The organism is Pseudomonas sp. MDV22-iso1 (assembly GCF_058145095.1).
The window spans coordinates 1-19,316 of sequence record NZ_JBYVMF010000011.1 but is presented as its reverse complement, the minus strand read 5'-3'; the positions used below and the strand labels follow the sequence as shown (position 1 = coordinate 19,316).

Sequence of the window (19,316 nt, the reverse complement as noted above, 5' to 3'; positions counted from 1 at the left end):
GATTCTGGGGCCGCTGCGCGACCCAACGGGGATAAATCCCCTCGCCACAGGGTGCAGGATTCAGGATTCAGGATTCAGGATTCAGGATTCAGAGTTCAGAGTTCAGAGTTCAGAGTTCAGAGTTCAGAGTTCAGAGTTCAGAGTTCAGAGTTCAGGCTGCGCCAGCTACGAAGACCATAGAGGTAAACACTCATGCCAAACAAAGAAACCCCCTCCTGGAAAATCGCCGGCAAAAACGGCGTTCAAGGACCGGTGGCGGGCTCGCAGTACTACTGCGCCGCCACCGATGACTGGCAGCCCACCACCACGCCAGGGTTCTGGATCAAACCGCTGTTCGAGGACGCCTCGCGCGGTGAAAAAACCATGCTGATGAAGGTCGACCCCGGCGCCCATGCCGCCAGCCATACCCATGAAGGAGAGCTGGAGCAGTTGTTCGTCCTCCAGGGCTCGTTCTTCGATCAGAATCGAACGCTGAACGTCGGCGATTACTGTTGCCGTGCCCCCGATGCGGCCCACAGCGCTGGTTCGGTCGACGGCGCAGTATTGATGGTGGTTTACACGCGGCGCTGAGCTGCACCCTAAATTGCCATCCTATTATTCACATTACGTGCGCAACGCCTTCACTTAACCGCTCTTGATGCAAGATCTGCGATGAATATGCTGTCAGTACATCGACACCGTGATCTCGCATAAGACCATTAAGAGCCCACTCCATGAACAGCCCCAGAACGCTCTATCAAAAGCATATCGACAGCCATACCGTCTGCGCCCTCGACGATCAGGGCCATGTGCTGTTGTACATCGATCGTCAGGTCGCCAACGAATACACCAGTCCGCAAGCATTCAGTGGCATGCGTGAAGCCGGCCGCGCTGTGTGGCGCCCTGCCGCGACACTGGCCGTGGTCGATCACGTGAACCCGACGACACCCACGCGCATAGCCGCGATGCCCGATGCGGGCGGTGCCCGGCAGGTGTCTTACTTCGAAGAAAACTGCCGGGATTTCGGTATCGAACTCTTCGACGTCCTCGACAAGCGCCAGGGCATCGAGCATGTCGTGGCCCCCGAGCAGGGTTTTATCCTGCCCGGCATGGTAGTGGCCGCCGGTGACAGTCACACCACGACCTATGGCGCATTGGGCGCGTTTGGCTTCGGCATTGGCACGTCGGAAATCGAGCATTTGCTGGCCACTCAAACCCTGGTCTACAAGCGCTTGAAGACCCTGCGCGTCACGGTCAGCGGGTTGCTGGGAACAGGGGTCACGTCCAAGGACATCATCATGGCGCTGATCGAAAAAATCGGCGCGTCGGGCGCCACGGGTTACGCGATCGAATTCGCCGGGGCGGCGATCGATGACCTCAGTGTCGAAGCCCGAATGACCATCTGCAACATGGCCGTGGAAGCAGGCGCTCGGGGTGCATTCATGGCACCGGACGACAAGGTTTTTGCCTACCTGAAAACCAGACCCCGTGCGCCTCAAGGGGAGATGTGGGATTTGGCCGTCGCTCAATGGCAAGGCCTGCACAGCGATGACGGTGCGGTGTTCGATCGCGAAGTCAGCCTCGATATCGGTGCGCTGGAACCCATGGTGACCTGGGGCACCAGCCCGGATCAGGCCGCGCCGGTGGGCAGCCATGTACCGGACCCCGCCGACCAGCCGGACCTGATTCTGCGCCAGGGCATGCAGCGGGCGCTGCACTACATGGGCCTGGAGCCCGGCATGCCGCTTAGTGATGTGGTCATCAGCCACGCCTTTATCGGCTCCTGCACCAATGCCCGCATTGAAGACCTGCGCGACGTTGCACGCGTTGTCCGTGGCAAGCGCGTGGCGGCGCATGTGCGGGCAATGATCGTCCCAGGCTCCACATTGGTCCGTGACCAGGCCGAACAGGAAGGCCTGGCCCAGATTTTTCTGGACGCGGGTTTTGAGTGGCGCCAATCGGGCTGTTCGATGTGCCTGGCCATGAACGATGACGTCCTCGCCCCCGGCGACCGTTGCGCCTCAAGCACTAACCGCAACTTCGAAGGACGCCAGGGGGCCGGTGCGCGCACCCACTTGATGAGCCCGGCGATGGTCGCAGCCGCCGCCATCACCGGGCACCTGACTGACGTCCGCTCTTTCGCCCTGGAGGCTTGAAGCATGCAACCTTTCGACACCGTCAGCGGCAGCGCTGCACCTTTCCTGGCATCCAACATCGACACCGACGTCATCATGCCCAAGCAATTTCTCAAAGGCATTGATCGCAAGGGCCTGGACCGGGGTTTGTTTTTTGATCTGAGATTCCTTGAGTCCGGCGCCCCCAACCCTGACTTCATCCTCAACCAACCCGCCTGGCGCGACGCGGCCTTTCTGGTGACAGGCCCCAACTTTGGTTGCGGATCAAGCCGCGAGCACGCTGTCTGGGGCTTGAAGCAAATGGGCATCAGGGCCCTGATCGGCACCAGCTTTGCCGGCATTTTCTATGACAACTGCCAGCGAAACGGCGTGCTCGCGATCCAGATTGGCGAGGCTCAGTTGAAGCAGATTGCAGGCGTGATCAGCCATGCACAAACGGCGAAGATCTGCGTCAACCTGCCCGACCAAATCATCGAGCTGGCAGACGGCACCGTCATCCCGTTCGAGATCGATCACCTGCGCAAACAATCGCTGCTGCTAGGTCTGGATGCCATAGGCGCCACGCTGCAGAGAGCCGAACAGATTCGAACCTTCGAAGCCCGGCACCTGGCTCAAAATCCTTGGTTGTGAGGTAGCTGTAAACGCGGTGGCAATCGATCGATACTCAACATCATCATCGACTGACACACCGCCATCGCTGGCAAGCCAGCTCCCACAGGGGATTTTTGGTCGGACGCAGATTGTGTGCACGCTGCAGTTTCCCTGTAGGAGCGAGCCTGCTCGCGATGAGGCCCCTACATTCAACATCACCTTCGCCTGACACGCCGCCATCGCGAGCAGGCTCACTCCTACAGGGATGCGTGGCCGGACGCAGATTGTGTGGCCGCTGCAGTTCACTGTAAGGCGATTCACTCAACCGACAGATCGCGAAAGTACTCTTCCAGAAATTCCACGCACACCCGCAACTTTGCCGATTGGCTCAGCCGGGTCGGATACACGGCCCAGACGTTGGCGCTCTGGGTGTATGCATGCAGCACCTGCACCAGTCGCCCCTGCTCCAGCATCGGCTTGACGTCCCACATCGACCGCAACAGCACCCCGCCACCGCTGAGTGCCCATTCCAGGACAATCTCGCCATTGTTGGAAGACAGCGGACCGCTGACCCGCACCGATTCCTCATGCCCGTCTTTTGTCAGGTTCCAGATACCGAATGCGTTGTTGCGCTCTTTGAGTACCAGGCAATCGTGATCCTTCAAATCGTCCAGCGACTGCGGCACGCCCCGTCGTTCCAGGTACTGCGGCGTAGCGCACAGTACCCGCCGGTTGCTCACCAGCTTTCGCCCCAGGTGCTGACCTGGCAGGTCGTCACCCACGCGGATCTCAAGGTCGAACCCTTCGCTGACGAGATCAACCACGCGATCAAACACGTCCAGGCGAATGTCGAGCTTGGGATAGGTCTGCGACAGCTTGCAGATCGCGGGTGCGACGTGATTACGTCCAAACCCGAAGCTGCTGCTGATGTGTAGCGAGCCGCTGGGTTGGTGCCGCGCTTCGGAGATTTCACCGACAAAATCGTCGTAGTCGCCCAGCAGTTTCACTGCCCACACCCGCACCCGCTCACCGTCGTCGGTCAGCGCAATGCGTCGAGTGGTTCGGTGCAGCAAGCGGGTGGAGAGCGTCGTTTCGAGAACGGAAATGCGTTTACTGATGTACGCCGGCGAGTAGCCCAACTCCTCGGCGGCACTGGCAAAGCCGTTTTTACGAATGACGGTGAGGAACACCTTCAAGTCTTCGGGCAAGGGAAATTGATCACGATTCGTGTTCATACGCTTCAGACTTCCGCGGTTTATCTCATTATTTGCGAAGGATACCATCGTTCAACACAAGGGTAAGCCGTGTCCTGGTGAACCGTGAGTTCCTTCAATCCTCGATAAAAAAAACATGAGGAAGTAGCGACATGAACAAGTCTTATGAGCCGTCCCTGAAAATCGACGACACCCGTGATAGCGGGTTTCGTCAGCGCCTGCGCAGCGTGCTCGCCTACGAAATAGGCGTCATCCCCCTCCCGGTCTTTCTTGGCATTGCCGCGATCGTTTATCTCTCTGCACACCTGGGTTATTTGCCGAAAAACATGATCGGCGGACTCGCGGTCATCATGACAATGGGTGTGTTCTTCGGCCAGCTCGGTTCACGCCTGCCGATTCTCAAGGAAATCGGTGGCGGCGCCATCTTGTGCCTGATGCTGCCCTCGGTGCTGGTGTTCTACGGGTTCTTCGGACCCGCCACGATTGACGCAACCAAGATGCTCATGAAGGAAGCGAACTTCCTCTATTTCGTGATTGCCAGCCTGGTCGTCGGCAGCATTCTGGGGATGAGCCGTTTCATCCTGGTCCAGGGCATGATGAGGATGTTTATCCCGTTGCTCGTGGGCACCCTGGCGGCGGTTGCCAGCGGCCTTATCGTGGGCAAACTCGTCGGCTACAGCTTCTATCACACGTTCTTTTTCATCATCGTTCCCATCATTGGCGGGGGCATCGGTGAAGGGATCCTTCCGCTGTCGCTGGCGTACTCGGCGATCCTCGGTGGCACGCCGGATATCTATGTCGCGCAATTGGCCCCGGCTGCGGTAGTCGGCAACATCGCGGCGATCATCTGTTCCGGCTATCTGGCCCGCCTGGCCCTCAAGCGCCCTCACCTCAACGGCGAAGGCTCACTGATTCGTGCCAAGGACGAGAACGACAAATTCCAGGTCAAGGAAGAAACAGCCTCGATCGTCGACTTCCGCATCATGGGCGCCGGCGTCCTGGTCATCTGCGCGTTCTTCGTGCTCGGCGGCCTGCTTGAGAAAGTCGTCGGCATCCCGGGTCCGGTCATGATGATCCTCGCCGCGGTCGTGTTTAAGTACATGCGCGTGCTGCCGGAGAAACTGGAGAAAGGCGCGAATACCTTTTACAAACTGGTGTCCGCCGCGTTCATCTGGCCGGTCATGATTGGTCTGGGCATGCTCTATGTGCCACTGGACAGCGTCGTCAAAGTGTTCTCGATCGGCTACGTGCTGGTGTGCGTATCGGTTGTGGTGTCGATGACGGTTGCGGGTTTTTTCATCGGCAACCTGATGAAGATGTACCCTATCGAATCGGCCATCGTGACCTGCTGCCACAGCGGACTCGGCGGGACCGGGGACGTTGCTATCCTGTCGGCGGCCAACCGCATGTCCCTCATGCCGTTCGCGCAAATTTCAACACGCATTGGCGGTGCTTCGACGGTGATTCTGGCGACCATTCTTCTGGGGATTTTCGCCTGAGGCCTGCGCTGCAACGCCTCATGGAGTGTTATTGAGGGCTTACGGGTCTACGGCAAAAAATCTCGAACTCCAGCCCTGTCACTGCATCCAATAAACAGACAACTGGAGGTAACGACATGAACAACGACGACCGTTATACCGATGGCAAAGCACCTGCAACGTCGAACGCTCCGCCACAGGATACGTCTGGCAAACCGGTGAACGTGGTTGAGAGAGACCTTGAGGACACCGACAGCGATACCAAAGGCGTCGATGAAGCCATCACGCCATCTTCGACCCGAACCAAAGAGCAGGACGCCGAAGAGCTCAATCGAAAAGTGGACGAGATAGAACGCAAGGTTGCCGATGGCAACTGATACCCGACTCGACGAGGGAGGCCCATTACCGGCCTCCCCCGTCGATTTTTTTACGAGGTACCCAAGCCTCGTGACAAGTCAGCTGTAGTATCGCTCGCACTACGTTGTTGCCCACCCGCTTTTACGTCCTCATCCGAATGATCGGTTGTTTTGGTCACCGTATCGCGGACCGCTTCGAAGCCCTCACGAGCCTGTTGTTTGACCTTGTCGGTCAGTCCCGCGCTGGTCTTGCCAAGATAGCGCTGCTCGGTCGCCGTCGACGGCAACGCAGCCCCGAGCATGGCGCCCAATGCGATACCCGCAGCCGCGACCATCAAAGGCTGTTCCTTCAACAACTGCGTGAACTGATTGCTCATCACCTGGGTACTGTGCACCAACCGATCGCTCGCATCATGCATGGCGTGGCTGATGTTATCGGTGGCGGCGCCCAGGTTATCGGTCAGGTTCGCCGCTTTGCCTTTGACGGATTGATAGCCCTCCTTGAGCGAATCGGCGGTGTCGTGCAAATGGTGACGCGCGCTGTCGATGCCGTCCGCCAGGCCATCGGCCCACTCGCCCACGGTGTTCTGATCCGGCCCGACCTTATAGCCGGGACGCGGTGCAGGTGGACGATTCTGACTCATCATCAACCACAACAATCCCACCGACGTCAGCACGGCGGGCACGGGATTGTTGCGCACGCTGGTCCCCAGGTTGGACAGGAACACCGTGCCATTGCTCTGCATCAAACCCAGCGCCTGATCGAACATCTGTCCCGGAGTGAATTTGCTCTCCAGTGCGTCCACGATGTTGCCGATACTGGCACGCTGCGCGTCGATTTCACGCTCGATCGTTTCCGGGCTTTTTTCCGACTCAAGTTCGAATTCACTGTTCATGAGACTTTCCTCCGCAGCGCTTCCTGATCTTTATTCAGCGCGTCCAGTGTGCGATCCGGTTTGAAGCGGGACGGCTCGAATTGTTTTTTTCCTGACTGCAACATGGCGAACCCGATGATCATCACCACGACCCCGACGATCAACGCCGCCAGCCACGGCGCCATCACCATGGCCAACGCGTAGACTGCCGACATCAGCAAGATGATGAACCCGGCCAACAGCACAATCGCACCGCCGGCGACGCCGGCAATACCGGCCTTGAGTGTCGTGAGGCTGGCCTGAAGTTCGGCTTTGGCCAACGCCAGCTCCTTGGTAAACAGCGCAGGCACTTCCCGCGACAACTGCCGCAACAGCCCCACCACCGAAGCGTCAGTATCGACCGCAGGCACCGGTCTTGAGCCCGGCAACTCAGTATCTTCTCTGTTCATCACAATGCTCCGTTGAAGTCGGACGTTGGTCTGGCAGGCGTCGCGAAGTCCGAAGGGTGGTCTTGCTCATTTGGCGAGGCTGGCGTGATGCCGGTGGCCAAACCAGCACCCGAATCGGTGCGTGGCGGGACAGACGTTTCATACGGTCGCTGCGCCCCGAAACCACCGGAAGGAGGATTGGAGCTGCCCATGGCGGGGTCACTGTCGCGGGTGGTGGTATAGGCCGCAGACGTGCCCGCTTTCAGGAATCGCGACAGGCCGAAGCCCAGGGCAACACTGCCGGCAATGAACAGCGTGGGGTTGCTGCGCGCCAGATTGGCTGCATCGTGCAGCAGCTGTTCGGCACTTTTGCCACGCAGATTACCGGCCAGCCCGCTCATGGACTCGGCCATGTCGGCCAGGTAATCGGACATGCCGAGCGTGTCCTTGCTTTCAATCTCGGAGACGAAAGATTTAGCCCCCTGGGCCAGTGCCTCGATCTGGTCTGCCGCTGTATCACGGTACTGCCCGAACTGCGCATCCGCTTGCTGGCGCGCATCACCCAGGGCCTCGGTAACGCCCTCCTTCAAATGTTGAAAATCGGCTTCCGGTCTTCCGGAGTCCTGACGATCGGTCTGACCGTCAGTCCTGCTGTCTGAACTATTCATGACGTCCCTCGCTGTTCAAAAAAAGCGTTATCGGGTACGCCACGAGCGCTCGCAGCCCCCCTCAGTTCAGATGACGGAGCGACGTTGAAAGGAGTTCCAACAAAATGATGAGCGACGTGAGCCCTCGGATACACGGGAGGAAAACGCTCACGGACAAAGGAGAAGTAAAAAGAATTTCAAAGAATCACTGCGGTCTATCACTGACCATCGCAAGAGTAGGCATTCATGAAATTCGCACAATTCTGCCAGGCACTCTCCAATCGAGCCGGCAGCTCAAAAACCTTCCTCACCGCCATTGTCCTGATCATCGTATGGGCGCTCACAGGTCCCTATTTCCACTACAACGACACGTGGCAACTGATCATCAACACCTCCACCACGATCATCACGTTCCTGATGGTCTTCCTCATCCAGAACACCCAAAACCGCGACAACGATATCTTGCATCTGAAAATCGACGAGTTGATTCGAGCCACTCAGGAGGCACAGAACGCGACGTTGTCATTGGACAAAATGGGCAGTCGGGAACTGCGCAAGCTGCGTAAGCATTACAGCGCTTTGGGGGATGTTGAGGCGATCAAGGTGAGTGATTGAGGCCTACGGCGAACGCACCCAATACCTGGAAAAAACGCAGTTCGGTCGGCTTTTGATCTGCACTTGATCTGCACTTGATCTGCTTTTGATTTGCTTTTGATCTTCTTGCCCCCTCGTAAGGCCGAGCGCAGGTTCTGCGCAGTGGGCAACCCGGCAAGGATGCCGGGTTAGCCGCCCCCGGCCATGGATGGCCGATGGCGGCGGGCCCACGGAGCAGGACCGGAGCGAGGGTATGCCGAGCCCAGGCGAGGCACCGGACGAAAGGGGCAAGAGCGTTTGGTTACTTGGCGCTTTTCCAAGTGACTCGCCGTAAGGGCGAAACCAATAGCCGCCGTAACCGCAGAAATGGATATGTACACCAGCAACAATCTCACCGCCGATCAGGCCGCCATCGCTGGCAAGCCAGCTCCCACAGTTTGATCGGGTACATCAGCAAATATCGACCGGCTATGAGGGCGCCATCGCCGGGCAGGCCACACACAGTTTGATCGGTGTACATATGGGAGAAACTTGCTGCCTGACAGGTCGCCATCGCGAGCAGGCTAACTCCTACAGTTAATCCGGGAGCATCTGGGGGATGTGGCTTGGTTGTCAGGACGCCATCGCGAGCACGCTTTGCTCCTACAGTGGATCTGGGTGCATCGGGGTTAGACAGGTTCCCCTCGGACGGTCTGATCGACTACCATGCCGCCGCCGGTTTCCACATGGGATTAATAGGGAATCCGTGATGCTCACACAGCATCAAACGGAACTGCCCCCGCAACTGTAGATGCTGAGCCTGCTCCACGAACGCCACTGGGATCATCCCCGGGAAGGCCGGGGCCAGGCGATGACGCATCAGTCAGGAGACCTGCCGGCCAAGCAAATCACTAACCGGCGGGGTGTCCGGGAAGGACATCCTTGCCGCGTGCGTCACTTCGGTGATCGGCCTTGCACTGCCTTTGCAGCAGCGTTCGATGATGTGTTTCCAGACCGTATACCTCGGCTTCCCTGTACGGTTCAAATGGAGATCGCCCCATGCTGCTGCCCCGCTTCGCCACCCTCCTCTCGGGCCTGGGTTTTTGTGCCCTCGCCCAGGCGACCCCGACTCAGTACCCCCTCACCGTCGAAAACTGCGGCAGCACGCTGACGTTCCAGCACGCGCCTGTCCGGGCCGTGACCATTGGCCAGGCCGGCACTGAAATGCTCTATGCCATGGGTTTGAGCGACAAGTTGGTCGGCACATCGCTGTGGTTCAACGATGTCCTGGCCACGTACAAAGCCGAGAACCACAAGATCGAACGCCTGGCCGACAACGAGCCGAGTTTCGAAGCGGTGATCGGCAAACGTCCTGAACTGGTGGCGGTGGAGCTGGAATGGATGGTCGGTCCGCAAGGCGCAGTGGGCACTCGCGAGCAGTTTCATGAGCTGAATATTGCGACCTACCTGATGCCCTCCGATTGCGAAGCCAAAGACAACCTGGTCGGCGCCGATGGCACGCGGCTGGAGGCGTTTCGCATCGACAGCATCTACAAAAGCATCAGCCAATTGGCGCAGATCTTTGATGTTCAGGGCCGCGGCGAGCAGTTGAACGCCGAACTCAAGGCCAGCCTGGCGAAGTCGATGGCCACGGTGCAGAACAAGGACCTGAAGCACACCAGCGCGCTGTTCTGGTTCTCCAGCGCCAGCCTCGACATCGACCCGTACGTCGCCGGCCACAAGGGCATCCCGGATTTCATGCTCAACACCTTGGGCGTGCGCAACGTCGTTGAGTCCAACGAGGAATGGCCGACTGTGGGCTGGGAAACCATCGCCAAGGCCAACCCGACGTTCCTGGTGATTGCACGTATGGACCGCCGACGATTCCCTGCTGACGATCATGAAAAGAAACTGCAATTCCTGCGCAGTGACCCGGTGACGCGCAACATGGACGCGGTGAAAAACAACCGGATCATTATCCTCGACGCCATGGCGATGCAGGCCAGCGTCAGAATGTTCGATGGCCTTGAAACACTGGCGACCGCCATCAATGGCTACGACCTGCCGCAATGACCAGGACGTTGATTCGCACGCTGCTGGCGTTCGTGACACTGCTGCTGGCAGTGATCGCTGGCGTGGCCATTGGTGAAACGCCGATCGAGCCGGGCGTGGTGTTCCAGGTGTTGGCCAACAAGCTGTGGGCGGCCGGGCATGTGCTTGATCCCATCGACGAAGGCATCGTCTGGAACTACCGCCTGACCCGCGCCCTGGTGGCCGCTGCCTGTGGCGCCGGGCTGGCGACTTGCGGGGTGATCCTGCAGTCGTTGTTGCGCAATCCGTTGGCTGATCCTTACCTGCTCGGCATCTCCGCCGGCGCGTCCACAGGTGCCGTGCTGGTGGCGTTGCTGGGTGTGGGGGCTGGCGCGGTTTCGTTGTCCGCCGGGGCATTCGCCGGCGCGGTTGCGGCCTTTGCCCTGGTGATTCTGCTGGCGCGTGTCAGCGGATCGTCCAGTGGCACCGGGCAGATCATTCTGGCGGGAATCGCCGGCTCGCAATTGTTCAATGCGCTCACGGCGTTTCTGATCACCAAGTCGGCCAGTTCCGAACAGGCGCGCGGCATCATGTTCTGGCTGCTGGGCAATCTGAGTGGCGTGCGCTGGCCATCGGTGTGGTTGTCGGTGCCCGTGGCGTTGCTCGGTCTCGCGGTGTGCCTGTGGCACCGGCGAGCGCTCGACGCCTTCACGTTTGGTGTCGACTCCGCTGCGTCGCTCGGCATTGCGGTACGCCGGGTGCAGTTTTTGCTGGTGGGGTGCGCGGCGCTGGTGACGGCGGTGATGGTGTCGATTGTCGGCTCCATCGGGTTCGTCGGGCTGGTGATTCCCCATGCCGTGCGCCTGCTGCTGGGGACTCGACATGCGCGCTTGCTGCCTTACAGCGCGCTCGGAGGTGCGCTGTTCCTGATTGCCGCTGACGTGCTGTCGAGGACGTTGATCAAGGGCCAGGTCATCCCGGTCGGGGTGATTACCGCCCTGGTGGGTGCGCCGGTGTTCGCGCTGATCCTGGTCGGTCGGAGGAATGCGCGATGAGTGCCGGTGAGTCTGTATTGAGCTGTACGGGGCTGGGCTTCGATGTCCGTGATGCGCAGCTGCTGCACGACATCCAACTGGACATTCGGCGCGGAGAAACCCTGGGTGTCGTCGGGCCGAACGGCTCGGGCAAATCCACCCTGCTCAAGCTGCTCGCGGGTGTGCGGGTGCCCACTCGGGGCGAGGTCCGGCTGGGTGAACAGCGCCTCAAGGACTTGTCGCGCCGCACGGTCGCGCAGATCCTTGCTGTGGTTGAGCAGCAGGCGGATACCGATGATTCGATCAGTGTGCTCGATGCCGTTTCACTGGGAAGAACGCCCTGGCTGTCGGCGTTGCGTCCGTGGTCGCGCGAGGACGACGCGATCGTCCAGCAAGCGCTGCATGATGTCGATGCCACGCACTTGAAAACCCGTACCTGGCGCAGCCTGTCGGGGGGTGAGCGGCAGCGCGTGCACATCGCCCGCGCCCTGGCCCAGCGCCCGCAGATTCTGTTGCTGGACGAACCGGCCAATCACCTGGACATCCAGCACCAGCTGGCGATTTTGCAAGTGGTGCATGCGCTGCCGGTGACGACGGTGATCGCCCTTCACGATCTCAATCAGGCACTCGGCTGTGATCGCCTGGCGGTGCTGGAGCGAGGCCGGCTGGTGGCGTTGGGTCATCCGTTTGAAGTGCTGACTCCGCAACGCCTGCAGGACACATTTGGGGTGCAGGCGCACTATCTGATTGATCCTTATGACGGTGCGCGGATTCTGCGGTTTCGCAGTGCTCCGGTTGCCTGATCTTGCGCATCTGCAGCAACCGCAAAACCTGTAGCAGCTGCCGAGCCTGCGAGGCTGCGTTCGGCTGCGAAGCAGTCGTAAATCCTGGGTCCGCATTCTTTCAGGTAAACCGTATCTCCCGGATTGCGACTGCTGCGCAGCCGAACGCAGCCTCGCAGGCTCGGCAGCTGCTACAGGGGACAGTGGTGGGTTCGGCAGCTTCGACGCACGCCCGTGATCAGGAATACGCCTCCACCATCCATTTCACCCTCGCCAACGCCGCCTTGAGCGTATCGATATCCACCGACCCGAGTGCCAGGCGAATCGCATGGGGTACGTGCACCGAAGTGGCGAAGGGTTCGGCGGTTGAAACGGCGATATTTTCTTCCATCAACGCCTTGGTGATCTGATCCGCCCTGGCGTCCTCCGACAGCGGCAGCCACAGGAAATACGACGACGGATGGGTGACGCAACGCAAACCGTCCAGCGCTCGTGCCGCGACGATCTGCCTGGCCTGGGCATCCCGGCGCTTTTCCTCCTCCAGCTGCATGACGGTGCCGTCGTCGAGCCAGGCGCAGGCAATGGCCGTCATCACACCCGGTGTGTTCCAGGTGGTCGACCGGATCGTTCGTTCGATGGCGGCGACTTTTTCGATCGGCGCGGCAACGAAACCCACGCGCAAGCCGGTGGCGATGCTCTTGGATAAACCAGAGACGTAAACGGTTCGCTCCGGCGCCAATACCGCCACGGGCAGCGGCGGGTTTTCGGCCAGAAAAGCATAGGCAGCGTCCTCGATAATCAATAGGTCATGCTTGCGCGCGAGGGCTACCAAGTGTTCGCGTTGTTCCGCGCTCATTACCCAGCCCAAGGGGTTGTGCATCGTCGGCATGGTGTACACCGCCCGCACGCGCCGACGGCGGCAGAGTTTTTCCAGCGCATCGAGATTGGGGCCACTTTCAGCGGCAGCAATCGGTGCGATTTCAAGGTGCAGTGCTTCGGCCAGCACTTTGAAACCGGAATAGGTCAGCGCGTCTGCGGCAATCACGTCGCCGGGCTTGAGAAAAGCCATCATCGTTACCGCCAACCCGTGCTGGGCCCCGCTGACCATCAGCACCTGCTCGGCCCCGACCGTCAGCCCCCGAGCGCCCAAATGCCGCGCCACCGACACGCGCTCGTGCAAGCGCCCCGCGTGTGGCTGATAGCGCAACAAGGCCTCCAGATCGCCGCCCGCCGCCAGTTGGCGCAGGCCACTGCGCAACAAATCACCCTGGCCCGGCAGCGACGGATAATTGAAGTTGAGGTCGATCATGCCGGCGGCCACGTCTTGCTGATCGATACCAAGGTTGGGGGGCAACGAGGTCTCCCTGACGAACGTGCCCCGGCCCGTTTCCCCACTGACCAGGCCCATGGCCTCCAGCTCGCCATAGACGCGGCTGGCCGTTACCAGCGCCAGCCCTTCACGGCTCGCCAGTTCACGGTGGGTGGGCAGCCGTGTGCCCGGCAGCAATCGGCCGGCGCGGATATCGGCGGCAAACGCATCGACCAGTGATTTGTAGCGGGATCGGGGCATCGGGATGTATCCATGACAATTTTTTGATTGTCTTTATTCTCGTCCTTAGGATGGCGTTCTGCAAATGTGAGACTGACGAAATGGAACGCGCATCGAACCTGCAACACCTTCCCCTGGAAAAGACCGCGAGCGGCTGGCTCAACGGATTTATCGGCGTGCTGATCTTCAGCGGTTCGCTGCCTGCCACGCGGGTCGCCGTTCTGGAATTTGACCCGGTCTTCCTGACGGTTGCCCGCGCCAGCATCGCCGCCGTTCTGGCGGTGTGCCTGTTGCTGGTGTTCAAGGAGCAGCGCCCTGCCCGGTCGCAACTGTTGCCCTTGGCTATCGTGGCCTTGGGCGTCGTTCTAGGCTTTCCGTTGCTGACGGCGCTGGCGTTGCAGTACGTAACGTCGGCACACTCGATTGTCTTTGTCGGCCTGCTGCCGTTGGCCACGGCGGTGTTCGGCGTGATGCGCGGTGGCGAGCGTCCGCGTCCGGTGTTCTGGCTGTTTTCGATTCTGGGCAGCCTGCTGGTGGTGGGCTTCGCGTTGTCCCAGGGACTCACCGCGTCGCCGATCGGAGACCTGTTGATGCTGCTGGCGATCCTCGCCTGCGGGCTGGGTTATGCCGAAGGAGCGAAGTTGTCCAGAACACTCGGCGGCTGGCAAGTGATCTGCTGGGCGTTGGTGCTGTCGCTGCCGGTGATGGCACCACTGGCCTGGTGGCTGGCGCCGACCTCCTTCTCGGGAGTAACCATGCCCGCGTGGTTCAGCCTGGCGTACGTGTCGCTGTTCAGCATGTTGATCGGCTTCGTTTTCTGGTATCGCGGGCTGGCACAGGGCGGCATCGCCGCGGTCGGCCAACTTCAATTATTGCAGCCGTTTTTCGGCCTGGCACTGGCGGCAACGCTGCTGCATGAACATGTCAGCCTGGGCATGCTGGGCGTGACCGTTGCAGTGATTGCATGTGTCGCGGGGGCGAAAAGGTTTTCAAGGTAAAGACCCATGGCAGGCTCACGACTTGTTCCGTGTCCTGCTGAGCGCCGGTCACTGGTTAATGGAAGAAGCGCCGGAGAAGACCATTGCAGCGATTCGTGAATCTATTGCACCCTGATCACTCATCTTCAGGGATGACGTATACAGAGCCAGCCGTTGCGGCAATGAGTGCCTGCCAGGGCACCTAATTCAAGAGGAAAAAACGTGGTCACTTGCTATCTGAGGTATGTGCTTGATCCCTACCAGATCAAGGCGTTCGAACACTACGCAAACTTGTGGATTCCACTGGTGGAGAAATTCGGCGGACAGCATCACGGCTACTTCCTGCCGTCCGAGGGCGCCAACAACATCGCCATGGCCATGTTCACCTTTCCCAGCCTTGCGGATTACGAGCGCTACCGGCAGGACTCCATGAAGGACGCGGCGTGCATCGCGGCCTTCAAGTACGCCGAAGAGACAAAGTGCATCCTGAGTTATGAACGCAGCTTTTTCCGGCCGGTGTTTGGGGATCAGCAGCAGTAGGTGATGATGCGGTGGTTTGTTCTGGCCTCATCGCGATCAGGCTCACTCCTACAGGGATTGTGGCTGGCTGAGGATTTTGTGCTGTGCCTGGATCCTGTGGGAGCGTGGTTTGCCCGCGATGGCGGCAAGCCTGTTGCTGAAAACTCAGGTTTCCAGTGATCCCCGCCGCGCCTCAATGGCTGAGTCAATGATGGTGCGCGCGGGGACATTGATCCAGGTGGCGACATCGATGTCGCCTGTCGATGCCAGCCATTGTTCAACCATCTGATAGCCCAAGGTGTAGCCCAGCCATCTCGGGTGAGCACCGAACCCAAAGAACCACTCACTGTGGTTGTAATGCGTTGAGTCAAGGGTCTGCGGCTCTATTGGTATTTGCAGGAGCTCGGCCGGTGTGACGGCTCTTTCCCAAGGCTCCGGCTCGCTACCGAGCACATGACCGACAAACTGGCCCGCCAGCCCTTCGCTGACCAAGGCTTCACCCAGTGTCCAGCCGTAGCCGGGGCCGGCCATGCGCAGGCAATGATGAACCTCATGGATGATTTGTCGGTGCAGCGTGCCGTTGCGCAGGCTTGCGAGGAAGTTCGGGTTGTCGGGATCGAGGGTCATCGAAAACAGGGTGCTGCGAACGGCTCGCCCGACAAGGCCCATTTCCGGGATGGTTTCGCCGGGCAGCGTCTGGATCAGGATATCCAGCCGTGGCGCTGGCATCAGCCGGGAAATGGATTGGTAAGCGGCGGCGAATTCGCCAATCACCTCGGTTCGAAAGTCGTCAAGGTTTCCCGAAGCTTCCAGCCAGTGCAGTGTCCATGCGTCCATTGATATCTCCTTGAATTCGTTGCAAAGGCTAAGCTCCACTGAGCCAAGCGGCCCATCATATCCACCGGAAGCCACCCTGACCATGCGCCCGAATACCTCACATTTTTCCTCGCTGCTACTGCTGGGCCTCGCCCTCGCGACCATGGCCGGTGCCGAGAACCGGCCCGATCACATGGTCTATTTGCGCACGATCGATCCCGGCATCGAGCAGGATGTCCGCTACGCCAGCGCTCACAACTTCACCGGTCATCCGCTTGCCGGATATGACGCCGCCGAGTGCCTGCTGACGGTGGACACGGCCAAGGCGCTCGCCCGGGTGCAGACGGCTTTGCGCGCCGAGGGTTATGGCTTGAAGGTTTTCGATTGCTATCGCCCGAGCCGCGCCGTGGCGGACATGGGCCGGTTCGCGACCGAACCGGGGGATCCGCGCAAGGCCGAGTTCTACCCCCGCGTGGACAAGCAGGATTTCTGGCGCCTGGGCTATGTGGCGCGGGTGTCGGGGCATTCCAAAGGCTCAACCGTGGACCTGACCCTGACCGGGCCGCAGGCGCTGCCTGCCAACAAATGGACGCCCGTGGCCGCACCGGTCGATTGCACGGCGCCTTACGAGCAGCGCTGGCATGACGGCGGGGTCGATATGGGCACCGGTTTCGATTGCTTCGACGAGCGCGCTCACCCTGACAACCCGACGATCAACGCAACGGCGAAGGCCAATCGGCAGCGCTTGACCCGTGCGATGGAAAAAGAAGGATTTAGCGGGTATTCGAAAGAGTGGTGGCATTTCACCTACGCGGGCGAGGTCGCCAAAAAAGAGGTCATGGATTTCCTCATCACGCCCCTGGCGACCCGCGATGTGGTCGACGCCAGCCAGCAGTTGATAGTGGTCACGTCGAAAAACTGGGAGGACATCCAGGGCAGCGCCCAGCGTTATGAGCGCGACGGCAGCACCTTCAAAAAGTCCGGCGACGCCTTTGCGGTGGTGCTCGGCAAAAGCGGAATGGCCTGGGGCAAGGGACTTTTTGAACCCGGCGAAGGTCCGGTCAAACGCGAAGGCGACGGGAAAGCGCCTGCCGGCGTCTTCAAGCTCGGAACAGCGTTCGGCTTTGATCCGGTTGCGCAGACAAAACTGCCCTACCTCGCCCTCACGCCGGCCACCGAATGCGTGGATGACAGCCAATCCAGTCGCTACAACGAACTGGTCGATGGCTCGGCGGTTTCAAAGGACTGGAGCAGTTCCGAACACATGCGCAATGAGGATGTGTTGTACCGCAAAGGCATCGTCATCGATCACAACACCCCGGCGACGCCCGGCGCCGGATCCTGCATTTTCTTCCACATCTGGCGCGCCCCCACCGCCCCGACGGCGGGCTGCACGGCCATGGATCAGGCGGATATTTCCCGGTTGTTCAACTGGCTGGACCCTCGCGAAACGCCGCTGCTGGTGCAAATGCCTGAAGCGCAATACGAGCAGTTCCGCGAACCTTGGGGCCTGCCGCAGCGTTGAACCTCAGCCCTGCTTCAAATCGAGACAATAGGTGTAGTAACCCGTGTCACGCACATAGCCCAACGACTCGTACAACCGCTGCGCGCTGAAGTTGTCTGTGGCGGTTTCCAGCGTCATGCCTTTACCGCCGGACAACACGACGAACGATCGCGCCGTGTTCATCAACAGCGTCCCCACCCCGCGACCTCTCGCGTTGGGCGTTGTGAACAGGTCCCCGAGCAACCAGGTGCGGTGCGCATCGATGGAGGAAAACGTCGGGAACAACTGCACAAATCCCAGCGCCTCGCCCACCTCGTCCTGAACGAAGAAAATCACCGACTCATCCCGGGCGATGCGCTCGGCGATGAAGTCGCGGGATTGGGGCAGGTTTGGAGGTTGGCCGTAGAAACCGCGGTAGGCGTCGAATAGAGGGGCGATGAGGTCGATGTGACTGGCGTCGGCGCGCTGGGTTTGGAGGGGCATGTTGATCGTCTCCGTACGGGGGGGGGTGGGTGATCCGGGAATGATAGATCAAAAGATCGCAGCCATCGGCATGGCTTTATAGGTACCTACCAGCATCCTTTAAAGCTCATGCAAACTGTGAAAACAACAACCATAATGAAGCGAAAAGCAGTTGGGTCTAACGAGATCTCAATATTAAAAAAACCGATAAATGTTTAGAAAATTAAACATCCAAATGAAGGCGCCGCCACAACTGAGCAGTTGTTAATCCGACGTGCTGATTTCCACGCGCCCATTTCGATCTTCCGAATTACTCCGGGCCGCCACTGTTACTGCGAACATTGCAGAATGGAACGGCCTCTTCGCCACCGGACAGCGGTGTATATTTCAGATACTCAAAACCACCACCTGCTTTACTGTTAACACAAAACACGACCCGGTAAGTATCAGTTGACTTATACGCACCACTCAGCCGAAACACATACGTTTGATTGACTTCAAGCCGTAGGGGGTATTCTTTTGACCCGGGCAATTCTGATGCATACCCATTCGGAACAACACCAAATACGAAACATTCACCCGGCATCAACATCAAAGGTTCTTCACCTGATTTAAGGGATACTCCCCAGAAGCCGGTGTTTTTTGTATAACTTTGCGATAGTGATACCCACCCAACCGAAAATGACTTTTCCGCATTGCCTGGTATGCATATCGACGGCTTGCCATCCACAGACTCAATATCGGCGTATTCCATGCGGCCCAACGATGTTGCATGCGCAGGTAGCCAACCTGCACTGCACCACCAAACGACTATCAATATTTTAAATTTCATATAATTAGTGCTACCCAGGAAGATTCGATGTATCAGACGGATTCGTCAGTAGGCGCGCAACCGTTACCGCAAGCAAATCAGCACTTTTATTTGAGTTGGCTGGATCCCACACACTGTGAGGCTTTCCTTCTATACATATCATGTAGTAGTCAGAAATAATTTCACCTTGCTGTTCCATATTGTAGTCGGAGAGCACACCACTTTCTTTCAATGTGTACTTATATACATCAGCCCCGCGACTGGTCACAGCCAAACCAGCCGATTTAACCGGATAGCCTAGCTGGTATTGCCATACATGGGTCATTTCATGCATGAACAACGCCTTATCTCTATTATCTTCAGTGTTGGAAAAATCCTCTCTGTAATACTTGGTACTCTCCGGAAAATACATCTCACCATTAGGCGTCACGGCGGTATTCTGAAATCCAAAGAACAACCACCATCCGCCGTGATGCACGTTGACTTTGGTGTAATCAATAGCATCCCTGAAGACAGTACCTGCCATGGCGATTTCACCTGGCGTCAGAGGACGCT

20 protein-coding genes, 1 pseudogene and 1 riboswitch are annotated in these 19,316 nt (G+C 59.1%); of the genes and pseudogenes, 12 read left to right on the top strand and 9 right to left on the bottom strand.

Going from position 1 to position 19,316, the window contains the following annotated elements:
• Positions 1-192: 192 nt before the first annotated feature.
• From AC3ZVB_RS14270 to leuD, 3 genes are all read left to right on the top strand, one after another.
• Entirely contained in the window at positions 193-570 is a 378-nt protein-coding gene (locus AC3ZVB_RS14270) for a cupin domain-containing protein (RefSeq protein ID WP_490146869.1), read from the top strand.
• 143 nt (positions 571-713) lie between these two features.
• A complete protein-coding gene (leuC, locus tag AC3ZVB_RS14265) occupies positions 714-2,135 on the top strand; it encodes a 3-isopropylmalate dehydratase large subunit (RefSeq protein WP_490146868.1) in 1,422 nt (473 codons plus the stop codon).
• A 3-nt stretch (positions 2,136-2,138) separates the two neighbouring features.
• A complete protein-coding gene (leuD, locus tag AC3ZVB_RS14260) occupies positions 2,139-2,744 on the top strand; it encodes a 3-isopropylmalate dehydratase small subunit (RefSeq protein ID WP_490146867.1) in 606 nt (201 codons plus the stop codon).
• Positions 2,745-3,022: 278 nt separating this feature from the next.
• Here the strand turns inward: leuD and AC3ZVB_RS14255 are convergent, their stop codons facing one another.
• Positions 3,023-3,940, bottom strand: coding sequence for a LysR substrate-binding domain-containing protein (locus AC3ZVB_RS14255; protein ID WP_490146866.1), 918 nt, complete (start codon positions 3,938-3,940; stop codon positions 3,023-3,025).
• A 131-nt stretch (positions 3,941-4,071) separates the two neighbouring features.
• On the opposite strand from AC3ZVB_RS14255, the gene AC3ZVB_RS14250 reads away from it, so the two are divergent.
• Together AC3ZVB_RS14250 and AC3ZVB_RS14245 are read left to right on the top strand one after the other, a co-directional pair.
• A complete protein-coding gene (locus AC3ZVB_RS14250) occupies positions 4,072-5,418 on the top strand; it encodes a 2-hydroxycarboxylate transporter family protein (protein WP_490146865.1) in 1,347 nt (448 codons plus the stop codon).
• Between the two features lie 116 nt (positions 5,419-5,534).
• Positions 5,535-5,774: a hypothetical protein gene (locus tag AC3ZVB_RS14245; protein ID WP_162440616.1), complete on the top strand. Its 240-nt coding sequence runs from the start codon at positions 5,535-5,537 to the stop codon at positions 5,772-5,774.
• A 50-nt stretch (positions 5,775-5,824) separates the two neighbouring features.
• Here the strand turns inward: AC3ZVB_RS14245 and AC3ZVB_RS14240 are convergent, their stop codons facing one another.
• Genes AC3ZVB_RS14240 through AC3ZVB_RS14230 form a run of 3 tightly spaced genes read right to left on the bottom strand, consistent with a single transcriptional unit; the run spans position 5,825 to position 7,724 of the window.
• The gene (locus AC3ZVB_RS14240) at positions 5,825-6,649 is read right to left on the bottom strand and encodes a DUF3618 domain-containing protein (protein WP_490146864.1); all 825 of its coding nucleotides are present in this window, start codon (positions 6,647-6,649) and stop codon (positions 5,825-5,827) included.
• Positions 6,646-7,077, bottom strand: coding sequence for a phage holin family protein (locus tag AC3ZVB_RS14235; RefSeq protein ID WP_194692323.1), 432 nt, complete (start codon positions 7,075-7,077; stop codon positions 6,646-6,648). The genes AC3ZVB_RS14240 and AC3ZVB_RS14235 overlap by 4 nt, the downstream gene beginning before the upstream one ends.
• On the bottom strand, positions 7,077-7,724 hold the full coding sequence (locus tag AC3ZVB_RS14230; RefSeq protein ID WP_490146863.1) for a hypothetical protein: 648 nt from the start codon (positions 7,722-7,724) through the stop codon (positions 7,077-7,079). Before AC3ZVB_RS14230 ends, AC3ZVB_RS14235 begins: the two co-directional genes overlap by 1 nt.
• A 225-nt stretch (positions 7,725-7,949) precedes the next feature.
• Here AC3ZVB_RS14230 and AC3ZVB_RS14225 point away from each other — a divergent pair, with 225 nt between their 5' ends.
• The 4 genes from AC3ZVB_RS14225 to AC3ZVB_RS14210 all read left to right on the top strand — a co-directional run bounded on the left by AC3ZVB_RS14225 (position 7,950) and on the right by AC3ZVB_RS14210 (position 12,144).
• Complete coding sequence (locus AC3ZVB_RS14225; RefSeq protein ID WP_162440612.1) at positions 7,950-8,318, top strand: low affinity iron permease family protein; 369 nt, start codon at positions 7,950-7,952, stop codon at positions 8,316-8,318.
• Between the two features lie 677 nt (positions 8,319-8,995).
• Positions 8,996-9,190: riboswitch (cobalamin riboswitch) on the top strand.
• Between the two features lie 145 nt (positions 9,191-9,335).
• Positions 9,336-10,349, top strand: a complete 1,014-nt coding sequence (locus AC3ZVB_RS14220; protein ID WP_490146862.1) for an ABC transporter substrate-binding protein — start codon at positions 9,336-9,338, stop codon at positions 10,347-10,349.
• Positions 10,346-11,362, top strand: coding sequence for a FecCD family ABC transporter permease (locus tag AC3ZVB_RS14215; protein WP_194692326.1), 1,017 nt, complete (start codon positions 10,346-10,348; stop codon positions 11,360-11,362). The genes AC3ZVB_RS14220 and AC3ZVB_RS14215 overlap by 4 nt, the downstream gene beginning before the upstream one ends.
• On the top strand, positions 11,359-12,144 hold the full coding sequence (locus tag AC3ZVB_RS14210) for an ABC transporter ATP-binding protein (protein WP_490146861.1): 786 nt from the start codon (positions 11,359-11,361) through the stop codon (positions 12,142-12,144). The genes AC3ZVB_RS14215 and AC3ZVB_RS14210 overlap by 4 nt, the downstream gene beginning before the upstream one ends.
• 217 nt (positions 12,145-12,361) lie before the next feature.
• Here the strand turns inward: AC3ZVB_RS14210 and AC3ZVB_RS14205 are convergent, their stop codons facing one another.
• Positions 12,362-13,693: an aminotransferase-like domain-containing protein gene (locus AC3ZVB_RS14205; RefSeq protein ID WP_490146860.1), complete on the bottom strand. Its 1,332-nt coding sequence runs from the start codon at positions 13,691-13,693 to the stop codon at positions 12,362-12,364.
• Positions 13,694-13,773: 80 nt separating this feature from the next.
• Between AC3ZVB_RS14205 and AC3ZVB_RS14200 the strand changes: the two genes are divergently transcribed.
• Positions 13,774-14,670, top strand: a complete 897-nt coding sequence (locus AC3ZVB_RS14200) for a DMT family transporter (RefSeq protein ID WP_490146859.1) — start codon at positions 13,774-13,776, stop codon at positions 14,668-14,670.
• A 201-nt stretch (positions 14,671-14,871) separates the two neighbouring features.
• Positions 14,872-15,189: an NIPSNAP family protein gene (locus AC3ZVB_RS14195; RefSeq protein ID WP_162438508.1), complete on the top strand. Its 318-nt coding sequence runs from the start codon at positions 14,872-14,874 to the stop codon at positions 15,187-15,189.
• 144 nt (positions 15,190-15,333) lie between these two features.
• Here AC3ZVB_RS14195 and AC3ZVB_RS14190 read toward each other — a convergent pair whose 3' ends face one another.
• On the bottom strand, positions 15,334-16,005 hold the full coding sequence (locus AC3ZVB_RS14190) for a DUF2268 domain-containing putative Zn-dependent protease (protein WP_490146858.1): 672 nt from the start codon (positions 16,003-16,005) through the stop codon (positions 15,334-15,336).
• Between the two features lie 82 nt (positions 16,006-16,087).
• Between AC3ZVB_RS14190 and AC3ZVB_RS14185 the strand changes: the two genes are divergently transcribed.
• The gene (locus AC3ZVB_RS14185) at positions 16,088-17,509 is read left to right on the top strand and encodes a M15 family metallopeptidase (protein WP_490146857.1); all 1,422 of its coding nucleotides are present in this window, start codon (positions 16,088-16,090) and stop codon (positions 17,507-17,509) included.
• Positions 17,510-17,512: 3 nt separating this feature from the next.
• Here the strand turns inward: AC3ZVB_RS14185 and AC3ZVB_RS14180 are convergent, their stop codons facing one another.
• The 3 genes and pseudogenes from AC3ZVB_RS14180 to AC3ZVB_RS14170 form a co-directional block, all read right to left on the bottom strand.
• Positions 17,513-17,971, bottom strand: coding sequence for a GNAT family N-acetyltransferase (locus AC3ZVB_RS14180; RefSeq protein WP_490146856.1), 459 nt, complete (start codon positions 17,969-17,971; stop codon positions 17,513-17,515).
• Positions 17,972-18,260: 289 nt separating this feature from the next.
• Positions 18,261-18,704 (bottom strand): hypothetical protein, encoded by a 444-nt coding sequence (locus AC3ZVB_RS14175; RefSeq protein WP_490146855.1) that lies wholly within the window; start codon positions 18,702-18,704, stop codon positions 18,261-18,263.
• An 88-nt stretch (positions 18,705-18,792) separates the two neighbouring features.
• Positions 18,793-19,316, bottom strand: a pseudogene (locus AC3ZVB_RS14170) (type VI secretion system Vgr family protein); the annotation flags it as partial.

Bases quoted from the DNA above. Each gene is read 5' to 3' on its own strand.
- AC3ZVB_RS14250 (WP_490146865.1), top strand. From the start codon at position 4,072: ATGAACAAGTCTTATGAGCCGTCCCTGAAAATCGACGACACCCGTGAT.
- AC3ZVB_RS14220 (WP_490146862.1), top strand. From the start codon at position 9,336: ATGCTGCTGCCCCGCTTCGCCACCCTCCTCTCGGGCCTGGGTTTTTGT.
- AC3ZVB_RS14255 (WP_490146866.1), bottom strand. From the start codon at position 3,940: ATGAACACGAATCGTGATCAATTTCCCTTGCCCGAAGACTTGAAGGTG.
- AC3ZVB_RS14180 (WP_490146856.1), bottom strand. From the start codon at position 17,971: ATGCCCCTCCAAACCCAGCGCGCCGACGCCAGTCACATCGACCTCATC.
- AC3ZVB_RS14205 (WP_490146860.1), bottom strand. From the start codon at position 13,693: ATGCCCCGATCCCGCTACAAATCACTGGTCGATGCGTTTGCCGCCGAT.
- AC3ZVB_RS14210 (WP_490146861.1), top strand. From the start codon at position 11,359: ATGAGTGCCGGTGAGTCTGTATTGAGCTGTACGGGGCTGGGCTTCGAT.
- AC3ZVB_RS14235 (WP_194692323.1), bottom strand. From the start codon at position 7,077: ATGAACAGAGAAGATACTGAGTTGCCGGGCTCAAGACCGGTGCCTGCG.
- AC3ZVB_RS14230 (WP_490146863.1), bottom strand. From the start codon at position 7,724: ATGAATAGTTCAGACAGCAGGACTGACGGTCAGACCGATCGTCAGGAC.
- AC3ZVB_RS14185 (WP_490146857.1), top strand. From the start codon at position 16,088: ATGCGCCCGAATACCTCACATTTTTCCTCGCTGCTACTGCTGGGCCTC.
- leuD (WP_490146867.1), top strand. From the start codon at position 2,139: ATGCAACCTTTCGACACCGTCAGCGGCAGCGCTGCACCTTTCCTGGCA.
- leuC (WP_490146868.1), top strand. From the start codon at position 714: ATGAACAGCCCCAGAACGCTCTATCAAAAGCATATCGACAGCCATACC.
- AC3ZVB_RS14175 (WP_490146855.1), bottom strand. From the start codon at position 18,704: ATGGAATACGCCGATATTGAGTCTGTGGATGGCAAGCCGTCGATATGC.
- AC3ZVB_RS14200 (WP_490146859.1), top strand. From the start codon at position 13,774: ATGGAACGCGCATCGAACCTGCAACACCTTCCCCTGGAAAAGACCGCG.
- AC3ZVB_RS14240 (WP_490146864.1), bottom strand. From the start codon at position 6,649: ATGAACAGTGAATTCGAACTTGAGTCGGAAAAAAGCCCGGAAACGATC.
- AC3ZVB_RS14225 (WP_162440612.1), top strand. From the start codon at position 7,950: ATGAAATTCGCACAATTCTGCCAGGCACTCTCCAATCGAGCCGGCAGC.
- AC3ZVB_RS14270 (WP_490146869.1), top strand. From the start codon at position 193: ATGCCAAACAAAGAAACCCCCTCCTGGAAAATCGCCGGCAAAAACGGC.
- AC3ZVB_RS14215 (WP_194692326.1), top strand. From the start codon at position 10,346: ATGACCAGGACGTTGATTCGCACGCTGCTGGCGTTCGTGACACTGCTG.
- AC3ZVB_RS14245 (WP_162440616.1), top strand. From the start codon at position 5,535: ATGAACAACGACGACCGTTATACCGATGGCAAAGCACCTGCAACGTCG.
- AC3ZVB_RS14190 (WP_490146858.1), bottom strand. From the start codon at position 16,005: ATGGACGCATGGACACTGCACTGGCTGGAAGCTTCGGGAAACCTTGAC.